The organism is Streptacidiphilus alkalitolerans (assembly GCF_042511045.1).
Lineage (GTDB): Bacteria > Actinomycetota > Actinomycetes > Streptomycetales > Streptomycetaceae > Streptacidiphilus > Streptacidiphilus alkalitolerans.
The window spans coordinates 1-17,037 of sequence record NZ_JBHEZX010000014.1 but is presented as its reverse complement, the minus strand read 5'-3'; the positions used below and the strand labels follow the sequence as shown (position 1 = coordinate 17,037).

The window sequence follows — 17,037 nt, the reverse complement described above, 5'->3', positions numbered from 1 at the left end:
CCATCGTACGGTGCGACCGGCATGGTTTCCCAAGCCCGGGGGCCTGAGTCCGTATCGGGTTGATCTCAGTGCGCGGAGCGCACCGTGACCCGGTGGACGTCCTCGCGGTCCTGGGCGTGGCGGCGGTTCTCGCAGACCGCGTCCCAGGCGTTGCGGCGGGCGGTCTGCTGGCCGCTGCCGAGCAGCACCGACTCCGCGATCCGGAGGGCGCCGCCGAAGGAGCGCAGGCCGCCGCTGAGCAGGCCGGTGCTGATGCCTCCGGTGCTCAGGCTTCCGTCGACCGACGGCCGCCCGGTGGACTGTGCTCGCGATACCGACTGCATGCGTAACCACTCCCCTCGTGGTCGTGCTGTCTGTCCGGGGTACTGCCTCTGAGCGCTGCCGCTGACGACTCCGAGGCTGCCACCCCATCGTCACCACACCGTGTTACCGCGCGGTGACCCCCGGGTCAAACGTAGATGAAACCCTCGCACGGAGTTTCGGTCATGCGGTTCAGACGGTGGCGCCGCGGTGCTCCAGGGCCTGCCGGTAGAGACGCCCGGCCCGGTACGAGGAGCGGACCAGCGGGCCCGACATGACGCCGGCGAAGCCGATCTCCTCGGCCTCCTGCTGCAGCTCCACGAACTCCTGCGGCTTGACCCAGCGCTCGACCGGGTGGTGCCGGGGGGAGGGGCGCAGGTACTGGGTGATGGTGATCAGCTCGCAGCCGGCCCGGTACAGGTCCCGGAGCGCCTCGCTGACCTCCTCGCGGGTCTCGCCCATGCCCAGGATCAGGTTGGACTTGGTCACCAGGCCCACCGCGCGGGCCTCGGTGATCACCTTGAGCGAGCGCTCGTAGCGGAAGCCGGGGCGGATCCGCTTGAAGATCCGGGGCACCGTCTCGACGTTGTGCGCCAGCACCTGCGGACGGGACGAGAAGACCTCGGCGAGCTGCTCCGGCACCGCGTTGAAGTCCGGGATCAGCAGCTCGACGCCGGTCCGCCCGGTGGGGCGGTCGGCGGTCACCGCGTGGATCTGGCGGACCGTCTCGGCGTAGAGCCAGGCGCCGCCGTCGTCGAGGTCGTCACGGGCGACACCGGTGATGGTGGCGTAGTTGAGGTCCATCTTCAGCACCGACTCGGCCACCCGGCGCGGCTCGTCGCGGTCGAAGTCGGCCGGCTTGCCGGTGTCGATCTGGCAGAAGTCGCAGCGCCTGGTGCACTGGTCGCCGCCGATGAGGAAGGTCGCCTCGCGGTCCTCCCAGCACTCGAAGATGTTGGGGCAGCCGGCTTCCTGGCAGACCGTGTGCAGGCCCTCGGACTTCACCAGCGACTGCAGCGCGGTGTACTCGGGGCCCATCTTCGCCCGGGTCTTGATCCACTCGGGCTTGCGCTCGATCGGGGTCTCGCTGTTGCGGACCTCCAGTCGCAGCATCTTCCGACCGTCGGGTGCGACAGCGGACACGTAGCGGCTCCCTCAGAGTTGTTGCAGTGGTGACTGCTCTTGCTGCACTTGTTGCTCGTACTGCCAGGCGATTACCCAGGATACGCCTGGGATTCCATGGCTCGGACGCCCGGTGGGACGGCCAATCGGCGCCGGGTGCTTCCCTCAGACGGCAACAGCGGCCGGGGACGGGTGATTCCCGGCCGCCAGCACCGCGCTGAGGTGGCGTTCCACCACCGGCAGGACCTCGGGGACGGTCACCGTGCGGCCCAGTTCGGTGCTCAGCGAGCCGACCCCGGCGTCGCGGATCCCGCAGGGGATGATCTGGTCGAACCAGGTCATGTCCGGATCGCAGTTCAGGGCGAAGCCGTGCATGGTCACGCCCCGGGCCACCCGGACCCCGATCGCGGCGAGCTTGCGGTCGTCGCCGCGCTGCCCGGCGTTGGACGCCGCGTACTCGGGGCCGGCCAGCCGGGGGTCAAGGCCGAGCTTGGCGCCCATCCGCAGGGTCAGCGCGCCGATGTTCACCACCCGGTCCGCGTCGACCACCGCGCCCGGCAGCTCCTGGCCCAGCACCCACACGCCGCTGCGGCCCTCGACCCGGGTGGTGCCGGTGCCGAACTCGGCGCAGGCCCGGATCAGCGCCTCCTCCAGGCGGCGTACGTACGCGACCACGTCCATCGGCTCCGGCAGCTTGACGATCGGGTAGCCGATCAGCTGGCCGGGGCCGTGCCAGGTGATCTCGCCGCCGCGGGTGACCGCGACCACCGGGGTCCCGTCCAGCGGGTAGTCCTCGGGGCGGGTGCGGCGCCCGGCGGTGTAGACCGGCTGGTGTTCGAGCAGCAGGACGGTGTCCGGGATCTCGTCGGCGACCCGCAGCGCGTGCAGCCGCTGCTGCTCGGCCAGGGCCTCCTCGTACGGGACCGCCCGCTCGCCGATGCCCATGTGCACAAACCGAAGCCCGCCGTCGACCACTGGTGTCACCCCTTGTCCTGTGTACCTGTCGGCAACTGTACGACTGTCGGACGATGGGAACGGGATGACAGATATTGAAATCTGTCATCGCATCGTGCATAGTTGTCCACAGCAGGTCGCACACCACCGAAAGGACCCTCATGAACCTCCGCCAGCTCGGCAGCACCGGCCCCCGTGTCTCCGCCCTCGGCCTGGGCGCCATGGGCATGTCCGGCATGTACGGTCCGGCCGACGAGGCCGAGTCCATCGCCACCGTGCACGCCTCGCTGGACGCGGGCGTGACCCTGATCGACACCGGCGACTTCTACGGCATGGGCCACAACGAGCTGCTGATCAGGGACGCCCTGCGCAGCAGCGGCCGGGACCGCGGCGAGGTCGCGGTCAGCGTCAAGTTCGGCGCCCTGCGCGACGCCGACGGCGGCTGGCTCGGCAACGACGCCCGCCCCCAGGCGGTCAAGAACTTCCTCGCCTACTCGCTGCGCCGTCTTGGCACCGACTACATCGACATCTACCGCCCGGCCCGGCTCGACCCCGCCGTCCCGATCGAGGAGACCGTCGGCGCCATCGCCGAGATGGTCCAGGCGGGCCACGTCCGCCACATCGGCCTCTCCGAGGTCGGCGCGGAGACCATCCGCCGGGCCCACGCCGTGCACCCCATCGCCGACCTGCAGATCGAGTACTCGCTGATCTCCCGCGGCCTCGAGGCCGAGATCCTGCCGACCACCCGCGAGCTGGGCATCGGCATCACCGCCTACGGCGTGCTCTCCCGCGGCCTGATCAGCGGCCACTGGAAGGCGGACCAGCCGGTCGCCCCCGGCGACTTCCGCGGCGTCAGCCCGCGCTTCAGCGCCGGCAACATCGACACCAACCTGGCCCTGGTGGAGGCGCTGCGGGCGGTCGCCGAGGCCAAGGGCGCCAGCGTGGCGCAGACCGCCATCGCCTGGGTGCTGGCCCAGGGCGAGGACATCGTCCCGCTGGTCGGCGCCCGCCGCCGGGACCGGCTGACCGAGGCCCTCGGCGCGCTGGACCTCAAGCTCGACGCGGCCGACCTGCAGGCCATCGAGGCGGCGGTCCCGGCCGGCGCCGCCGCCGGCGACCGGTACATTGCTGCGCAGATGGCACATCTGGACAGCGAGAAGTAAGGCCGGACGACCTGCGATGGCGGAATCAGCGCTCAGCACCGAGCAGATCCTGGTGGCGGCGGAGGACGTGCTGCGCCGCTTCGGGCCTGCCAAGGCCACCGTCGTGGACGTGGCCCGGGCCCTGGGCGTCAGCCACGGCACGGTCTACCGCCACTTCCCGAGCAAGGCCGCGCTGCGGGGGGCGGTGACCGAGCGCTGGCTGGATCGCGCCCATGCCGCGCTCCCGGCCGTGGCCACCGGGTCGCAGCCGCCGGACGTCCGGCTCCGGCTCTGGCTGGAGACGCTGTACCGGGCCAAGAAGCACAAGGCCCTGGACGACCCGGAGCTGTTCGCGACGTACCAGGTGCTCGTCGACGAGAGCAGTGCTCTCATCGACGGGCACCTGACCGCCCTGGAGACCCAGCTCGCCGTGATCATCGCGGAGGGCCAGGACGACGGCATCTTCGCCGAGGTGGGCGATCCGCTGACGCTGGCTCACACCGTCTTCCAGGCCACCGCCCGCTTCCACGACCCGGCCTACGCCTCCACCTGGACCACCCCCACCGCGGACCAGGAGTTCGCCGCGCTGGTCGGCCTGCTGCTCCGCGGCCTGGCCGCCCGCTAGGCGTCCGCCAGGCGGTGCAGCCGTAGCGCGAGCTGGAGTTCCAGGGCGCGCTCCGGCGCGTTCCAGTCCGTGCCCAGCAGCGCCTCGACCCGGTCCAGGCGCTGCACCACCGTGTTCACATGGACGTGCAGCTCGTCCTTGGCCCGGGTCAGGCTGCCGCCGCAGGCGAAGTAGGCCTGCAGGGTGCGGACCAGTTCGGTGCCGCGCCGGGCGTCGTAGTCCAGCAGCGGGCCGAGCGCCTGGCCGACGAATCCGGAGACGTCGTGCCCGTCGCCCAGCAGCACTCCGAGGAAGCCCAGATCGGCGGATGACGCCCCGTCACCGGTCCGGCCGAGGACGTGCAGGCCGCGCAGGCAGCGCAGCGCCTCCTCGTGCGCGGCCACCAGCGCGGCAGGCCCGGTCGCCGGTGCGGCGGCGCCGACGGTGACAGTCAGTCCGGTGAGCTGCCCCAGCTGCGCCGCCACCGAGCGGGCCACCGCGCCGGGCGCGAGGCAGGGCTCGCCGGGCAGCAGCAGTACCAGCGCGCCCCCGTGCTCGGCGCTGATGCCGCCCCGGCCGAACAGCACCTGGGCCGCGGCCCCGGCGAGCTTGCTCCGGGCCTGGTCCGGTACTTGGGCCACCAGCAGCAGGTGCGGCCTGCGCAGGTCCACGCCCAGCCGCCGCCCGCGTTCGACCAGGCCGTCCGGATCGCGCTCGGGGGAGTTGAGCAGATCGGTGAGCAGTTCCCCGCGCACCCGGTTCTCGGTCTCGGCGACGGACCGGCGCAGCAGCAGGAGCAGCGCCGTCACCACACTCGCCCGCTCGAACAGCCGCCGGTCGGCGTCCTCGAGCAGCGGACGGTCCGTCAGCACCAGGCTGCCGAGCAGTTCCTGACCCGCCAGCACCGCGCAGATCCAGCGCCCGCGGTGCTCGATGGCGCGGCCGTGCACCCGGGACTCGGCGACGGCGTCGGGGTACGGCTCGCCGCCGGCCGGGGGACCGGTCAGCAGCTGCCCCTGCGGGTCGTGCACGGTGATGCCGCCGCCCAGCAGCTGGGAGACGGCCTCGGCGACGGCGCTGATCTCGCCGCCGCGCAGCACCAGGTCGGTGAGCCGGTCGTGGGCCTCCTCGGCGCGCTGCATGGCGGCGGCGTGCTCCCGGATCACGGCGTTGGCCTCGGCCAGGTCGGCCAGTGCGGCGCGGGTGTCCTCCAGCGCGCGGGCGGTGTCGATGGCGATGGCGGCGTGCGCGGCGAGCGAGCACAGCAGGGCGACTTCGTCCGGGGTGAACGGGCGGGGCGAACGGTCGGCGGCGAAGAGCACCCCGATCACCTTGCCGTCCCCGGCGCTGCCGCCGCCGCTGCCCGCGTGGGAGCCGAGGAGGAGCGGGACGCCCAGGATGCCGACCAGGCCCTCGTCCACCACGCCGGCGTCGATGGTCCTGGTGTGGTGGAAGCGTGCGTCGGTGCGGTAGTCGGGGGTCGCGTAGGGGCGGGCGGTCTGGGCCACCAGGCCGCCCAGGCCCTCGCCCAACTCCAGCCGCAGGCCCTGGAACAGGGCGGAGACCGAGCCGTCGGTGACCCGCATGTAGGTGTCCCCGGCGGCCTCGTCGGGCAGCGTCAGGTACGCGGTGTCGGTGCCGAGCAGCATCCGGGCCCGGCGCACGATGGCCTGCAGCACGGCGTCCAGGTCGCGCGAGGCGGCGAGGTCCCCGGCGGTGTCGAACAGGGCGCTGAGCTGGTTCTCCCGCCGCCGGTGCTGGCTCAGGGTGCGCTGCACCCGGAGCGCCAGCCGCCCCGACTCCTGGTCCGCGCCGGGCACCGCCGCCAGCTCCTCGGCGGAGGCCCCGTCGGCGAGCAGGCGCAGCAGCCGCCGGGCGGCGGTGTCGGAGTCATGAGGAGGGTGGCTGAGGTCTTCCATGGTGCGGGTCATCGTTGCAGCTCAGAAGCTTCTCTGTCACGGGGTGTGAACGGTCTGCCGGAGGGTGGGGGTGCGCGGCGGAACGTGGCCTCCGCCGCGCACCCCCGGTCGGGGGAGCGGACCGAGGGGGTCAGACCGCGGCGGCGTCCGTGGCGTCAGCCGCAGCACCAGCCGCGGTTCCGGCCTGGGCCCGGGCCGGGACGGCCGCTGCGCCGTCCGGGACCACCTCGGCCAGGTCGCGGCCACGGGTCTCCTTGGCGAAGAGCAGGGCGATCACGGTGACCACCGCCGCCAGCGACAGGTAGACCGAGACCGGGGTCGAGTCGCCGTAGTGCGCCAGCAGCGCCACCGCGATCAGCGGGGCCGGGGCCCCGGCCGCCACCGAAGCGAACTGGGCGCCGATGGACGCGCCGGAGAAGCGCATCCTGGTGGCGAACAGCTCGGAGAAGAAGGCCGCCTGCGGGGCGTACATGGCGCTGTGGAAGACCAGGCCGACGGTCACCGCGAGCACCAGCATCGGGAACGACCGGGTGTCCAGCAGTCCGAAGAACGCCCAGGCCCAGACCCCCACCCCGACCGCGCCGACCAGGTACACCGGCTTGCGGCCGACCCGGTCGGAGAGCGCGCCGAACATCGGGATCAGGCAGAACTGCACGGCGGAGCCGATCAGCACCGCGTTGAGCGCCGTCTGCTTGGCCAGGCCGAGGTGGTCCACGCAGTAGGTGAGCACAAACGCGGTGATCACGTAGTAGGAGATGTTCTCGGCGATCCGGGCGCCCATCGCGACCAGGATGTCGCGCCAGTGCTGCCGCAGCACGGACACCAGCGGCGAGGGCTCGGCCGGTCCGTCCGCGGCGGCACGCGCCGCGGCCTTCGCCTGGGCGGCCTTGAACAGCGGCGACTCGTCCACGCTGAGCCTGACCCACAGGCCGATGCCGACCAGTACCGCGGAGAACAGGAACGGTATCCGCCAGCCCCAGGCGACGAAGGACGCGTCGGACTGGACACTGGTCATCAGCGAGAGCACGCCGACCGCGATCAGGTTGCCCGCGGGCGCGCCGCCCTGCGGCCAGGAGGCCCAGAAGCCGCGCCGCCGGGCGTCCCCGTGCTCGGAGACCAGCAGCACCGCCCCGCCCCACTCCCCGCCGAGGGCGAAGCCCTGCACCACGCGCAGCGTGGTGAGCAGGATCGGCGCGGCGATGCCGATGCTGGCGTAGCCGGGGACGCAGCCGATCAGGGCGCTGGAGACGCCCATCATCAGCAGGCTGACCACGAGCAGTTGCTTGCGGCCGATCCGGTCGCCGAAGTGGCCGAAGACCAGGGCGCCCAGTGGGCGGGCGGCGAAGCCGATGGCGTAGGTGAGGAACGCCAGCAGGGTGCCGGTGAGTGGATCGGACTTGGGGAAGAACACCTTCCCGAAGACCAGCGCGGCGGCCGATCCGTAGAGGAAGTAGTCGTACCACTCGATGGTGGTGCCGACCAGGCTGGCGGCGACGATCCTGGTCAGGCCCTTGGGACTGGGGGCGGGCGGTGCGTTCACAGCGGTGGGAGCGCCGGCCATGGGGGAAGCCCTTCGTGTCGGGTGGCGGATGGAACGGGGGCGGGTGGGGTTCAGCGCGCGGTCCAGCCGCCGTCCAGGGGGAGCGACGCGCCGGTGATGTAGCCGGACGAGGCGGAACACAGCCACAGCGCCGCCTCGGCGACCTCGTCCGGCTCGATCAGCCGCTTGATCGCGGTGCGGTCGAGCATGATCTGCTCCACCACGTCCTCCTCGGAGATGCCGTGCGCCAGCGCCTGGTCGGCGATCTGGTGCTGCACCAGCGGTGTGCGGACGTAGCCGGGGTTCACGCAGTTGCTGGTCACGCCGTAGGGGGCGCCCTCCAGGGCGACCACCTTGCTCAGCCCTTCCAGGCCGTGCTTGGCGGTGACGTAGGCGGACTTGAAGGCGCTGGCCCTGAGCCCGTGCACCGAGGAGATGTTGACGATCCGTCCCCAGCCCTGCGCGTACATGTGCGGCAGGGTGCGCCGGATGATCCGGAACGGGGCCTCGACCATGACCTTCTGGATCAGTACGAAGCGGTCCGTCGGGAAGTCCTGGAGCGGGGCGACGTGCTGCAGCCCGGCGTTGTTGACGACGATGTCGGCGTCGGCCGGCAGCGTCTCGACCGCCTCGGGGTCGGCCAGGTCGACGACGAAGGCGGTGCCGCCCACCTCCTCGGCGACTGCCTTGGCGGCCTCGGCGACCAGGTCCACCACGTAGACGTGGGCCCCGGCGGCGGCGAAGGCGCGTGCGCAGGCCCGTCCGATGCCTCCGGCGGCGCCCGTCACCAGGGCCGTCCGCCCGGCCAGCACGGCGGGACGGGGTGCTGCTGCGGCGCGGACTGCGGGGTGGACTGCGGGGCGGCTCGCGCGGTCCGCCGGGGTGCTCTCCATGGCCCACACGCTAGGAACCGCGGGACGGCGCTGACATGTGGGCGGAAACCACAGCAGGGCGTCCGACTATGGCGTCGCACCCCATCAGCGGTGGCCCTGGCAGGACGGCCCGCCGCCGCGTGGCATCCTGACGCACCATCACCGGATCGAGGGGCTGCTGTCACTCAATCGGGCGATTAAGTTGACAGAATCGGCCATACGGGTCAAATGCTCGCTACATTCACGCCGTTCCCGTAGGGAGCTCGCGGCGTACTCCGGGGGGCGCATCCCCCGTGGCGGCGCGCGCACCCGGAAGGTGTGTGGCACATGCCCCAGCGGCCAGTAACCGACCGATCGTCGGCCGAGGCCCGACCCGACCGATCGGCTACCGCCGAGCGGTCGGCTCCCGCCGAGCGCCCCCGGTCGGCCGACCCGCGACTCGGCCAGTCCCGGCTCGCCGTGGACCCGGCGGGCCACGAGGCCGCCCGGTCGCCCCGGGCTGCCGTCGAGCGCTCCTCGATCGCGCGCTCGCACAACCAGCGCCTCGCCGCTCTGATCGAGGAGGCGGGCTTCTCCCACGCCGGGCTGGCCCGCAGGGTGGACCAACTCGGCCTGGAGCACGGCCTCGACCTGCGCTACGACAAGACCTCGGTCACCCGCTGGCTGCGCGGCCAGCAGCCCAGGGGAGCCACCCCGGCGCTGATCGCCGAGGTCTTCACCCGCCGCCTCGGCCGCCGGCTCTCGGCCCAGGACCTCGGCCTCGACGCCTGCGCGCCGGTGTACGCGGGCCTGGAGTTCGCGGAGACCCCGGCCGAGGCCGTCGACATCGTCAGCAGCATGTGGCGCAAGGACACTGGGGCGCACTCCGAGCTGCGCCGGATCGCCTTCACCCCGGCCGGCCTGGTCGTGCCCAGCCGGGACTGGCTGATCGGCCGCAGCGACGACCGGGTCGCCCGGGAGACCGCCCAGGACCTGGGCATCGGCCCGGGTCCCGGCCCCGGCCGTCCGGTGATGCGTCCCGCCGGCCTGGCCCCCGGCATCCCGGCCCAGACCCGCCGACCCCCGCTGCCGGTCGCCGGGGGCGGGAACGGCAACAGCGGCGGCATCGGCAACGCGGGCGGGATCGGCAGCGGGGTGGCCGGGCTGCACGGCGAGTTGGCGCCCCCGCCGCCGCCCCCGCGCGGGCTGCACCGGGTCGGACGCGGCGACGTCGCGGCGGTGCACGCCGTCGGCGACCTGTTCCGCTCGCTCGACAACGCCTACGGCGGCGGCCACGCCAGGCAGGCGCTGATCCGCTACCTGGAGAGCGAGGCCGAGCCGATGCTGCGCGGTCGCTACAACGAGGCCATCGGCCGCTCGCTGTTCGGCGCGGTCGCCGACCTCACCCGGCTGGCCGGCTGGACCTCCTACGACATCGGCGCGCACGGCCTGGCCCAGCGCTACTTCGTCCAGTCGCTGCGCCTGGCCCAGGCCGCCAACGACCGGCTGTACGGGGCGTACGTGCTGGTCACCATGAGCCGCCAGGCGGTCTACCTCGGCCACGGCCGGGAGGCGGTGCAGTTGGCCAGGGTCGCCCAGCAGGGGATCGGCACCGCCGCGCCGACCGCGGTCCAGGCGCTGATGCACGCCGCCGAGGCGCGCGGCCACGGCCTGATCGGGGACGCCCGCTCCTGCACCACCTCGCTGGTCCGCGCGGAGCGGGCGCTGCAGGCCGCCCGCCCCAGCGACGAGATGCCGAGTTGGGCCCGCTTCTTCGACGAGGCCCAGCTCGCGGACGAGTTCGGCCACTGCTACCGGGACCTCCAGCAGTGGCGCCCCTGCGCGCAGCACGCGGAGCGGTCGCTGCGGCTGCGGGCGACCGGGTACGCCCGCAGCCGGGTGTTCTGCCGCACCGTGCTGGCCACCGCCAGGCTGGGCCTGGGCGAGGTGGACGAGGCGTGCACGGCCGCGACGGAGGCCCTGCGCGGGGCCACCGAGATGCGCTCGCTGCGCGCGGTGGAGTACCTCCGCGAGTTCAGCCGTCGGCTGGGCCCCTACCGGGGCACCGCCGCCGTCCGCACCTTCGAGGAGGCAGCGCACAGCGCGGGCATCATCTGATCCGGCGTCAGGAACCTAGACGTCAGGATCCTAGGCGGCCAGGTCGGCGTCCGGGACCAGGGGCAGGCCCAGGTCGCGGAGCACCGCCGCGGCGGCCCTGCGGCCGGAGCCGAGGGCGCCCTGGGCGCTGCTGGTGTCGCGGTGGTCGCCGCAGACGTACAGCCCGTGCAGCACCCGCACCGGGCGGTGGAAGTGGTGCGGGGGCGGCATGGCCGGGAGGGCGTCCGGGAGGTGGCGCACCCCGACGAACTCCCAGCCGCCGCTGTCCGTCCCGTAGAGGGTGCCCAGGCGGCGGCGGACGGCCGGTTCCAGCGCCGTGGGGCCGCCCGCGCCGAAGGAGCGCCGGCCGAGCACGGTGCTGGCGATCAGCGACGCCCCGGCCGGGGCGTAGGAGCGGTCGACCTCGCTGAGCACCAGGGTGTGCGAGACCAGCCCCCCGCCCGCGCCGATCCGTTCGGCGTCCAGCAGCAGCCGGGGCGTCGGGCAGGGCGACGCGGCGGCGGCGTGGTAGTAGGTGGTGACCGGGTGGTAGTCGGGCTGGTGCAGCCCGGGCAGCAGGTCACCGGCCGCGCGGGCGTCGGTGGCGATGACCACCGCCCGGCTGCCGAAGTGCCCGTGCCGCTCGGTCCGCACCCCGTCCGCGGACACCGAGGTGACCCGGACGCCGAGCCGCAGGCAGTCGGCCGGCAGCCCCTCCGCGAGTTGCCGAGGCAGCGCCGAGAGGCCGGTCGCGGGCAGGCACAGCCGTCCGCGGGCGTAGTCGCGCAGAGCCAGGTCGGCGACCCTGCTGCTGGTGCCGAGGACGGGGTCGCCGAGCAGGGCGACCAGCAGAGGCCGCAGCACCCCGTCCAGGGTGAGGCCGAGCAGCCCGCGTTCGGCCAGCGCCCGTGCGGCGGTCCGTTCCGGACGGGCCATCAGCCGTTCGACGGGCGTCGCGGCCAGCCGCGACAGCGCGGCGGCCAGCCGGGCCCGGCCGATCCGGTACTTCCGGTCCTGACGGTGCGGCAGCACCTCGGGCGCCAACGGGCGCAGGTCGAGCCGGGACAGGTCGAGCACCTCGTCCGGCTCCAGCGAGGCGGTGTTGAGCAGGTGGACGCCGTGGTCCAGCCGGAACCCGTCCCGCTGGTGCCCGGCGGTGCGTCCGCCGATCCGGTCGGCGGCCTCCAGCACGGTGACGGAGAGCCCGGCGTCGGCGATCCGGCGCGCGGCCGAGAGCCCGGCCAGGCCGGACCCCACCACGATGACGTCGACCGGCCGCCGGGCGGGCGCGGTGGGCGGGGTGGGCGAAGCGGCGGTCCTGGCGGGGTGGGCGCGGTTCCGGGGCAGGGGTAGCGGCAGGGGCGTGGGCACTGGCAGGGGCGTTGCTGGCACGGGGCGGCTCCCTCCGTGGCCGGGGGCGTCACTCTGACCGGTCCCGGCCGATGTCCAGGTGATGCCCCGTCAATGCCAAGGTCAGACCGGGAGTTTCAGCCGAAACTGGCGGAACGCGACCATTCGTGCACATTAAGTGACCATTGCTGATCGGTGAAGCGTGTACCGGCGCAGAGCGTGGCAGAGGGTGAAGGGTGCTGTCGCGTGCGCCCCGTCCATGCGCCTGTGCGCCGCCCCCACCTGCGGCGCCCGAAGGGCCCGTGAAGGGCTACAGCGCGGCCTCGATGGCCTGGTCGACGGTCGGGTGGGTGAACTGGAAGCCCGCCTCCAGCAGCCTGGTCGGCAGGACCCGGTGACTGCCGATCACCTCCACCGCCATCTCGCCCAGCGCCGCCTTGAGGGCGAACTCGGGGACCGCGAAAACGGTCGGACGGCGCAGCACCCGCCCCATGGCCGCGGTCACCTCGGCGTTGGTGGCCGGTGTCGGCGCGGTCAGATTGAAGGCCCCGCTCAGGGAGTCGTTGTCGATCAGATACCGGAACGCGGCGACTTCGTCCCGCAGCGAGATGAAGCTCCAGTACTGGCGGCCGTCGCCGAGCCGCCCGCCGAGGCCCAGCTTGAACAGCGGGAACAGCCGGCCCCAGGCCCCGCCCTGCCCGGCCACGACCAGCCCGGTGCGGGCATGGGCCACCCGGATCCCGGCCTCCGCCGCCGCGGCCGTGGACTCCTCCCACTCCACGCAGACCCGGGCCAGGAAGTCGCCCCCGGGCTCCGCGGCCTCGTCGACGACCTGGTCGCCGGTCTGCCCGTAGATCCCCACGGCCGAGCCGCTGACCAGCACCTTCGGCGGCTGGTCGAGCCCGGCCACGGCCTCGGCGACGGTGCTGGTGCCCAGCACCCGGCTGTCGTGGATCTCCTGCTTGTAGGCGGTGGTCCAGCGCCGGTCGGCGACCCCGGCACCGGCCAGGTGCACCACGGCGTCCAGCGGACTGCCGTCCGGGCCCTCGGCCAGGCCCTTGCGGTCGATCTCGCGCAGCCGCGGGTTCCAGCGCACCTCGGTGCTGCCGTCCGCGCGCGCGGCGGGGGGCCGCCGCACCAGGCGGACCACCTGGTGCCCGTCGTCGAGCAGCGAGCGGACGAGGGCGGAGCCGATGAGGCCGGTCGATCCAGTGACAGCGATGCGCATCCCGACATCCTCTCAGGCCGAGCTGTCCACGAGCTTTAAGCTTGCACGCATGTCCACCACCGCCTCCGGCTCCACCACCCCCGGTTCCACCACGTCCGGCCGGCTTGTCGTCCGTACCGCTGAGAGCGGCGACGGGCCGGCCCTCGCCGCGCTCGACTACCGCTGCTGGTCCCGGCTCAGCGACGTGCAGGAGCGCCCCGCGCCGCCTGCGCCCGACGCTGTCTTCTACGACGAACGGCACCTGCCTGAGCACTACCTGCTGGCCCTGCTGGACGGTGAACTCGTCGGCTACATACGCCTGGTGCTGCCGACCTCGCTGCCGAGCAACGCCCACATCAGGACCATCCACGGCCTGGCCGTGGACCCCTCGGTCCGGCGGCACGGCGTGGGCCGCACCCTGATCGAGGCCGCGCTGGCCGAGGCCCGCCGGGTCGGCGCCCGCCGGGTCACCCTCCGGGTCCTGGGCTACAACGCCCCGGCCCGCGCGCTCTACGAGTCGCTGGGCTTCGGGGTCGAGGGGGTCGCCCCCGAGGAGTTCTACCTCGACGGCACGTACGTCGACGACGTCGCCATGGGCCTGACCCTCTGACGTACGGGCCCGACCTCCGCCCCCGAGCAGCAACCAGGGAGCCTGACAGCGTGACCGACTTCCTCGTGATCGGCGAGTGCGTCGCCGACATCGTCCGTACGCCCGGGCAGCCGGACGTCCCGCACCCCGGCGGCAGCCCGGCCAACGTCGCCTACGGCCTGGCCCGGCTGGGCCGGGACACCGCGCTGCTCACCCAGCTCGGCGCGGACCCGATGGGCGCGCTGATCGCCGCCCATCTGCGCTCCGCCGGGGTCACCCTGCTGGCTGAGGGCCGTCCCGACGTGCGCACGCCGACCGCCGTGGTCACCATCGGGCCCGACGGCGGCGCGACCTACAGCTTCGACATCGCCTGGACGCTGGGCCCGGTCGAGCCGCTGCCGACCGCGCCCCCGCACGTCCACCTGGGCTCGATCGCCGCCGTGACCGCCCCGGGGGCCGCCTCGGCCCTGGCCGTGGTCGAGGGGCTGCGCCCGGAGGCGTCCGTCAGCTACGACCCGAACATCAGGGCCGCGCTGCTCGGGGACCGGGCCGAGGTGGTCCGGCAGGTCGAGCGCTGTGTCGCGCTGAGCGACCTGGTCAAGGCCAGCGACGAGGACCTGGCCTGGCTCTATCCGGGTGACAGCCACCAGGCCGTGGCCGCCCGCTGGCTCGCCCTCGGCGCCGCCGCGGTCCTGGTCACGCTCGGCGGAGACGGCGCGGTCGGCTGGACCGGCACCGCCCGCGCGGCCGTCCCCGGCGTGCCCACCACCGTGGTGGACACCGTCGGCGCGGGGGACTCCTTCATGTCCGCGGTCCTGGACGCCCTGGCCGACCGCGAGCTGCTCGGCAGGGCGGCCCGTCCGGCGCTGGCCGCCCTGGACGCCGCCGTACTGGCGGCGGTGCTGGGGCAGGCCGCCGCGGCAGCGGCGATCACCGTCTCCCGGGCGGGGGCCAACCCGCCCGACCGGGCCGAACTGCGGGCCGGCCAGGAGCCTGGCCAAGAGCCCGGCCGGCAGCCTGCTCAGGAGCCGTAGCGGTCCCAGAGCCGGGGGAAACGTTCCGCCATGGTCCGTGCGTTGTCGAAGTCGATGCTGTCGCCGCTGGGCTCACCCGTTTTGGTGCGGATCCCCAGGTCCGGCAGCGGCAGCGCGGTCAGCTGCTCATAGGCCTGCGCGGCGGCGTCGCCCAGTTCCTCGGCGTCGCCGTCGTCCTCCTCGTCGAAGTCGGGGACCAGGTCCGCCAGCTCGTCGGGATCGGCGAGCGCGCCCTCGAAGACCTCCCGGCCCTGGCCGACCAGCCAGCAGCAGAAGAACTCGAAGCCCTCCTCGCTCGCCCCGCCGAGCAGCAGGTCCGCCGCTCCCCACACGTCCCACCGCCACGCTCGCGCCAACCTCGCCTCGAACAGCCGGGCAAAGTCGATCACCTCGTCCGGTGTCCGCTCCCCAAGCCGTTCGACCAGCAGGTCCGCGTGCTCCACCGGGTCGCCCTGGGCGCCTTCGCGGGTGTCGTCGATCAGCTGCCAGAAGTCCGTCTCGTCCATGCCCTGATCCTCGCAGGTATTTCTGGCCATTGCCCCCGGCGGACGGATCCGCGGCCGGTGCCGCGCCGCCGTGCCGGGGGATCACGGCAACTCGCCGCCCCTGCGACGTGCGGCGAGTAGCGTCTGACCTGTCGTCAAGCGGATTCGCAGGGGGAGTGGGGGCGGTGGGATGACAGGCATCGAGATCGCGGTCGGATGTGTCTTCGCCTGGGCTGTGCGGAAGGCCCGCCGTGTCGGCGGCAAGGCCGACGCGGAGTTCGACCGGGCGCTGGACGCCGGCCTGGAGCAGGTCCATGAGCTGGTCAGCCGGAAGCTGGGCGACGACTCGGTGCTGCAGCGGGTGCGGGAGGAGGCCGAGGCCGGCCAGGCCGAGCTGTCCCCGCGCACCAGCCAGCGGCTGGCCCTCGCCCTGGAGGAGGAGGCGGAGCGGGACGGCGGCTTCGCGCTGGCCCTCCAGCAGGCCGTCGACGCGCTGCCCGCCGCGACGAGTGAGGTGCTGCATGTGCACAACGAGATCAAAGACGGCAGGTTCCAGGGCCTGACCATCCAAGCCGGCAAGATCAACCATCTTGCTGTCACCGATCAAGGACCGGGACAGCCCCCTCCCCGGTGACCGGGACCCAACGCCGCTGCCCCCGGCTCCGCCGAGGCGGGACCGGGGGCAGCGGCGTTGTGCTGCGGGTGCGGACTACAGGCCGAGGTCGCCCTCGAAGGCGCCCTCTTCCAGGCGGGCCTTGACGGTGCCCAGGAAGCGGGCGGCGTCGGCGCCGTCGACCACGCGGTGGTCGTAGGACAGGGCCAGGAAGACCATGTCGCGGACCGCGATGGTCTCGCCCAGCTCCGGCGTGGTGACGACCACGGCGCGCTTGACCGTCGCGCCGATGCCGAGGATCGCGACCTGCGGCGGCGTGAAGATCGGGGTGTCGAACAGCGCGCCGCGCGAGCCGGTGTTGGTGATGGTGAAGGTGCCGCCGGACAGCTCGTCCGGCTTGACCTTGTTGTCCCGGGTGCGGGCGGCGAGGTCGGCGGTCTTCTTGGCGATGCCGGCGATGTTGAGGTCGCCCGCATCGTGGATGACCGGGACCATCAGGCCGCGCTCGGTGTCCACCGCGATGCCGATGTGCTCGGCGGCGTGGTAGGTGATCGAGCCCTCGGCGTCGTTGACGGTCGAGTTGACGATCGGGTGGGCCTTGAGCGCCTCGGCCGCGGCCTTGACGAAGAACGGCATCGGCGAGAGCTTGACGCCCTCGCGCGACTGGAAGCCGGACTTGGCCTGGTTGCGGAGCCGCATCACCCGGGTGACGTCGACCTCGACCACCGTGGTCAGCTGGGCGGTGGTCTGGATCGCCTTCAGCATGTTGTCGGCGATGACCTTGCGCATCCGGGTCATCTTGACGGTCTGGCCGCGCAGCGGGGAGACCGCGGCGATGGTCGTCGGGGCCTTGGCGGTCGCCGCGGCCGGGGCCGGGGCGGCAGCGGCACGGGCGGCCTCACCTGCGGCGATGACGTCCTGCTTGCGGATCCGGCCACCGACGCCAGTGCCCTGCACCGAGCCCAGGTCGACACCCTGCTCGGCCGCGAGCTTGCGGACCAGCGGGGTGACGTAGGCGTCGGCGGTCTCGGCGGCGGGCGCCTGCAGCGGGGCCGAGGGGGCGGCGGGCGCGACTGGAGCGGCGACCGGCGCGGGCGCGGCCGGGGCCACCGGGGCCGGGGCGGCGACCGGAGCCGGGGCGGCAGCCACCGGGGCCGGCGCGGGGGCCGGAGCCGCGACCGGGGCGGGCGCGGGAGCGGCACGCCCTGGGTGAACGTGATGGCGAAGGCC

General features: G+C 73.6%; 16 protein-coding genes. 6 read left to right on the top strand and 10 right to left on the bottom strand.

Annotated elements, in window-relative coordinates; genetic code table 11:
* Positions 1-65 precede the first annotated feature (65 nt).
* The 3 genes from ACEZDG_RS27190 to lipB all read right to left on the bottom strand — a co-directional run bounded on the left by ACEZDG_RS27190 (position 66) and on the right by lipB (position 2,367).
* Positions 66-323: a hypothetical protein gene (locus ACEZDG_RS27190; protein WP_380514140.1), complete on the bottom strand. Its 258-nt coding sequence runs from the start codon at positions 321-323 to the stop codon at positions 66-68.
* 169 nt (positions 324-492) lie between these two features.
* Positions 493-1,443: a lipoyl synthase gene (gene lipA / locus ACEZDG_RS27185; protein ID WP_380514138.1), complete on the bottom strand. Its 951-nt coding sequence runs from the start codon at positions 1,441-1,443 to the stop codon at positions 493-495.
* A gap of 144 nt (positions 1,444-1,587) precedes the next feature.
* Positions 1,588-2,367, bottom strand: a complete 780-nt coding sequence (gene lipB / locus ACEZDG_RS27180) for a lipoyl(octanoyl) transferase LipB (protein WP_380514434.1) — start codon at positions 2,365-2,367, stop codon at positions 1,588-1,590.
* Between the two features lie 170 nt (positions 2,368-2,537).
* Here lipB and ACEZDG_RS27175 point away from each other — a divergent pair, with 170 nt between their 5' ends.
* Positions 2,538-3,539, top strand: a complete 1,002-nt coding sequence (locus tag ACEZDG_RS27175; RefSeq protein ID WP_380514136.1) for an aldo/keto reductase — start codon at positions 2,538-2,540, stop codon at positions 3,537-3,539.
* A gap of 16 nt (positions 3,540-3,555) precedes the next feature.
* Positions 3,556-4,143, top strand: a complete 588-nt coding sequence (locus ACEZDG_RS27170; protein WP_380514134.1) for a TetR family transcriptional regulator — start codon at positions 3,556-3,558, stop codon at positions 4,141-4,143.
* Here the strand turns inward: ACEZDG_RS27170 and ACEZDG_RS27165 are convergent.
* From ACEZDG_RS27165 to ACEZDG_RS27155, 3 genes are all read right to left on the bottom strand, one after another.
* Positions 4,140-6,053 carry a helix-turn-helix domain-containing protein gene (locus tag ACEZDG_RS27165; protein ID WP_380514132.1) on the bottom strand — a complete coding sequence of 638 codons (1,914 nt, stop codon included), beginning with the start codon at positions 6,051-6,053 and terminating at the stop codon, positions 4,140-4,142. The genes ACEZDG_RS27170 and ACEZDG_RS27165 overlap by 4 nt on opposite strands.
* 118 nt (positions 6,054-6,171) lie before the next feature.
* On the bottom strand, positions 6,172-7,602 hold the full coding sequence (locus ACEZDG_RS27160; RefSeq protein ID WP_380514130.1) for an MFS transporter: 1,431 nt from the start codon (positions 7,600-7,602) through the stop codon (positions 6,172-6,174).
* Positions 7,603-7,652: 50 nt separating this feature from the next.
* On the bottom strand, positions 7,653-8,474 hold the full coding sequence (locus ACEZDG_RS27155; protein ID WP_380514128.1) for a 3-hydroxybutyrate dehydrogenase: 822 nt from the start codon (positions 8,472-8,474) through the stop codon (positions 7,653-7,655).
* 306 nt (positions 8,475-8,780) lie between these two features.
* Between ACEZDG_RS27155 and ACEZDG_RS27150 the strand changes: the two genes are divergently transcribed.
* A complete protein-coding gene (locus ACEZDG_RS27150) occupies positions 8,781-10,550 on the top strand; it encodes a regulator (protein WP_380514126.1) in 1,770 nt (589 codons plus the stop codon).
* A gap of 30 nt (positions 10,551-10,580) precedes the next feature.
* On the opposite strand, the gene ACEZDG_RS27145 is transcribed toward ACEZDG_RS27150, so the two are convergent.
* Together ACEZDG_RS27145 and ACEZDG_RS27140 are read right to left on the bottom strand one after the other, a co-directional pair.
* Complete coding sequence (locus tag ACEZDG_RS27145; protein WP_380514124.1) at positions 10,581-11,921, bottom strand: NAD(P)/FAD-dependent oxidoreductase; 1,341 nt, start codon at positions 11,919-11,921, stop codon at positions 10,581-10,583.
* Between the two features lie 268 nt (positions 11,922-12,189).
* The gene (locus ACEZDG_RS27140) at positions 12,190-13,107 is read right to left on the bottom strand and encodes a TIGR01777 family oxidoreductase (protein WP_380514122.1); all 918 of its coding nucleotides are present in this window, start codon (positions 13,105-13,107) and stop codon (positions 12,190-12,192) included.
* Positions 13,108-13,156: 49 nt separating this feature from the next.
* Between ACEZDG_RS27140 and ACEZDG_RS27135 the strand changes: the two genes are divergently transcribed.
* Together ACEZDG_RS27135 and ACEZDG_RS27130 are read left to right on the top strand one after the other, a co-directional pair.
* Positions 13,157-13,696, top strand: coding sequence for a GNAT family N-acetyltransferase (locus ACEZDG_RS27135; protein WP_380514120.1), 540 nt, complete (start codon positions 13,157-13,159; stop codon positions 13,694-13,696).
* Between the two features lie 50 nt (positions 13,697-13,746).
* Positions 13,747-14,709, top strand: coding sequence for a carbohydrate kinase family protein (locus tag ACEZDG_RS27130; protein WP_380514118.1), 963 nt, complete (start codon positions 13,747-13,749; stop codon positions 14,707-14,709).
* Here the strand turns inward: ACEZDG_RS27130 and ACEZDG_RS27125 are convergent.
* Positions 14,697-15,215, bottom strand: coding sequence for a DUF4240 domain-containing protein (locus tag ACEZDG_RS27125; protein ID WP_380514116.1), 519 nt, complete (start codon positions 15,213-15,215; stop codon positions 14,697-14,699). The genes ACEZDG_RS27130 and ACEZDG_RS27125 overlap by 13 nt on opposite strands.
* Positions 15,216-15,384: 169 nt before the next feature.
* On the opposite strand from ACEZDG_RS27125, the gene ACEZDG_RS27120 reads away from it, so the two are divergent.
* A complete protein-coding gene (locus ACEZDG_RS27120) occupies positions 15,385-15,828 on the top strand; it encodes a hypothetical protein (protein ID WP_380514114.1) in 444 nt (147 codons plus the stop codon).
* Between the two features lie 75 nt (positions 15,829-15,903).
* Here ACEZDG_RS27120 and sucB read toward each other — a convergent pair.
* The coding region (gene sucB / locus ACEZDG_RS27115) for a 2-oxoglutarate dehydrogenase, E2 component, dihydrolipoamide succinyltransferase (protein WP_380514112.1) at positions 15,904-17,037 on the bottom strand (1,134 nt) is incomplete at its 5' end.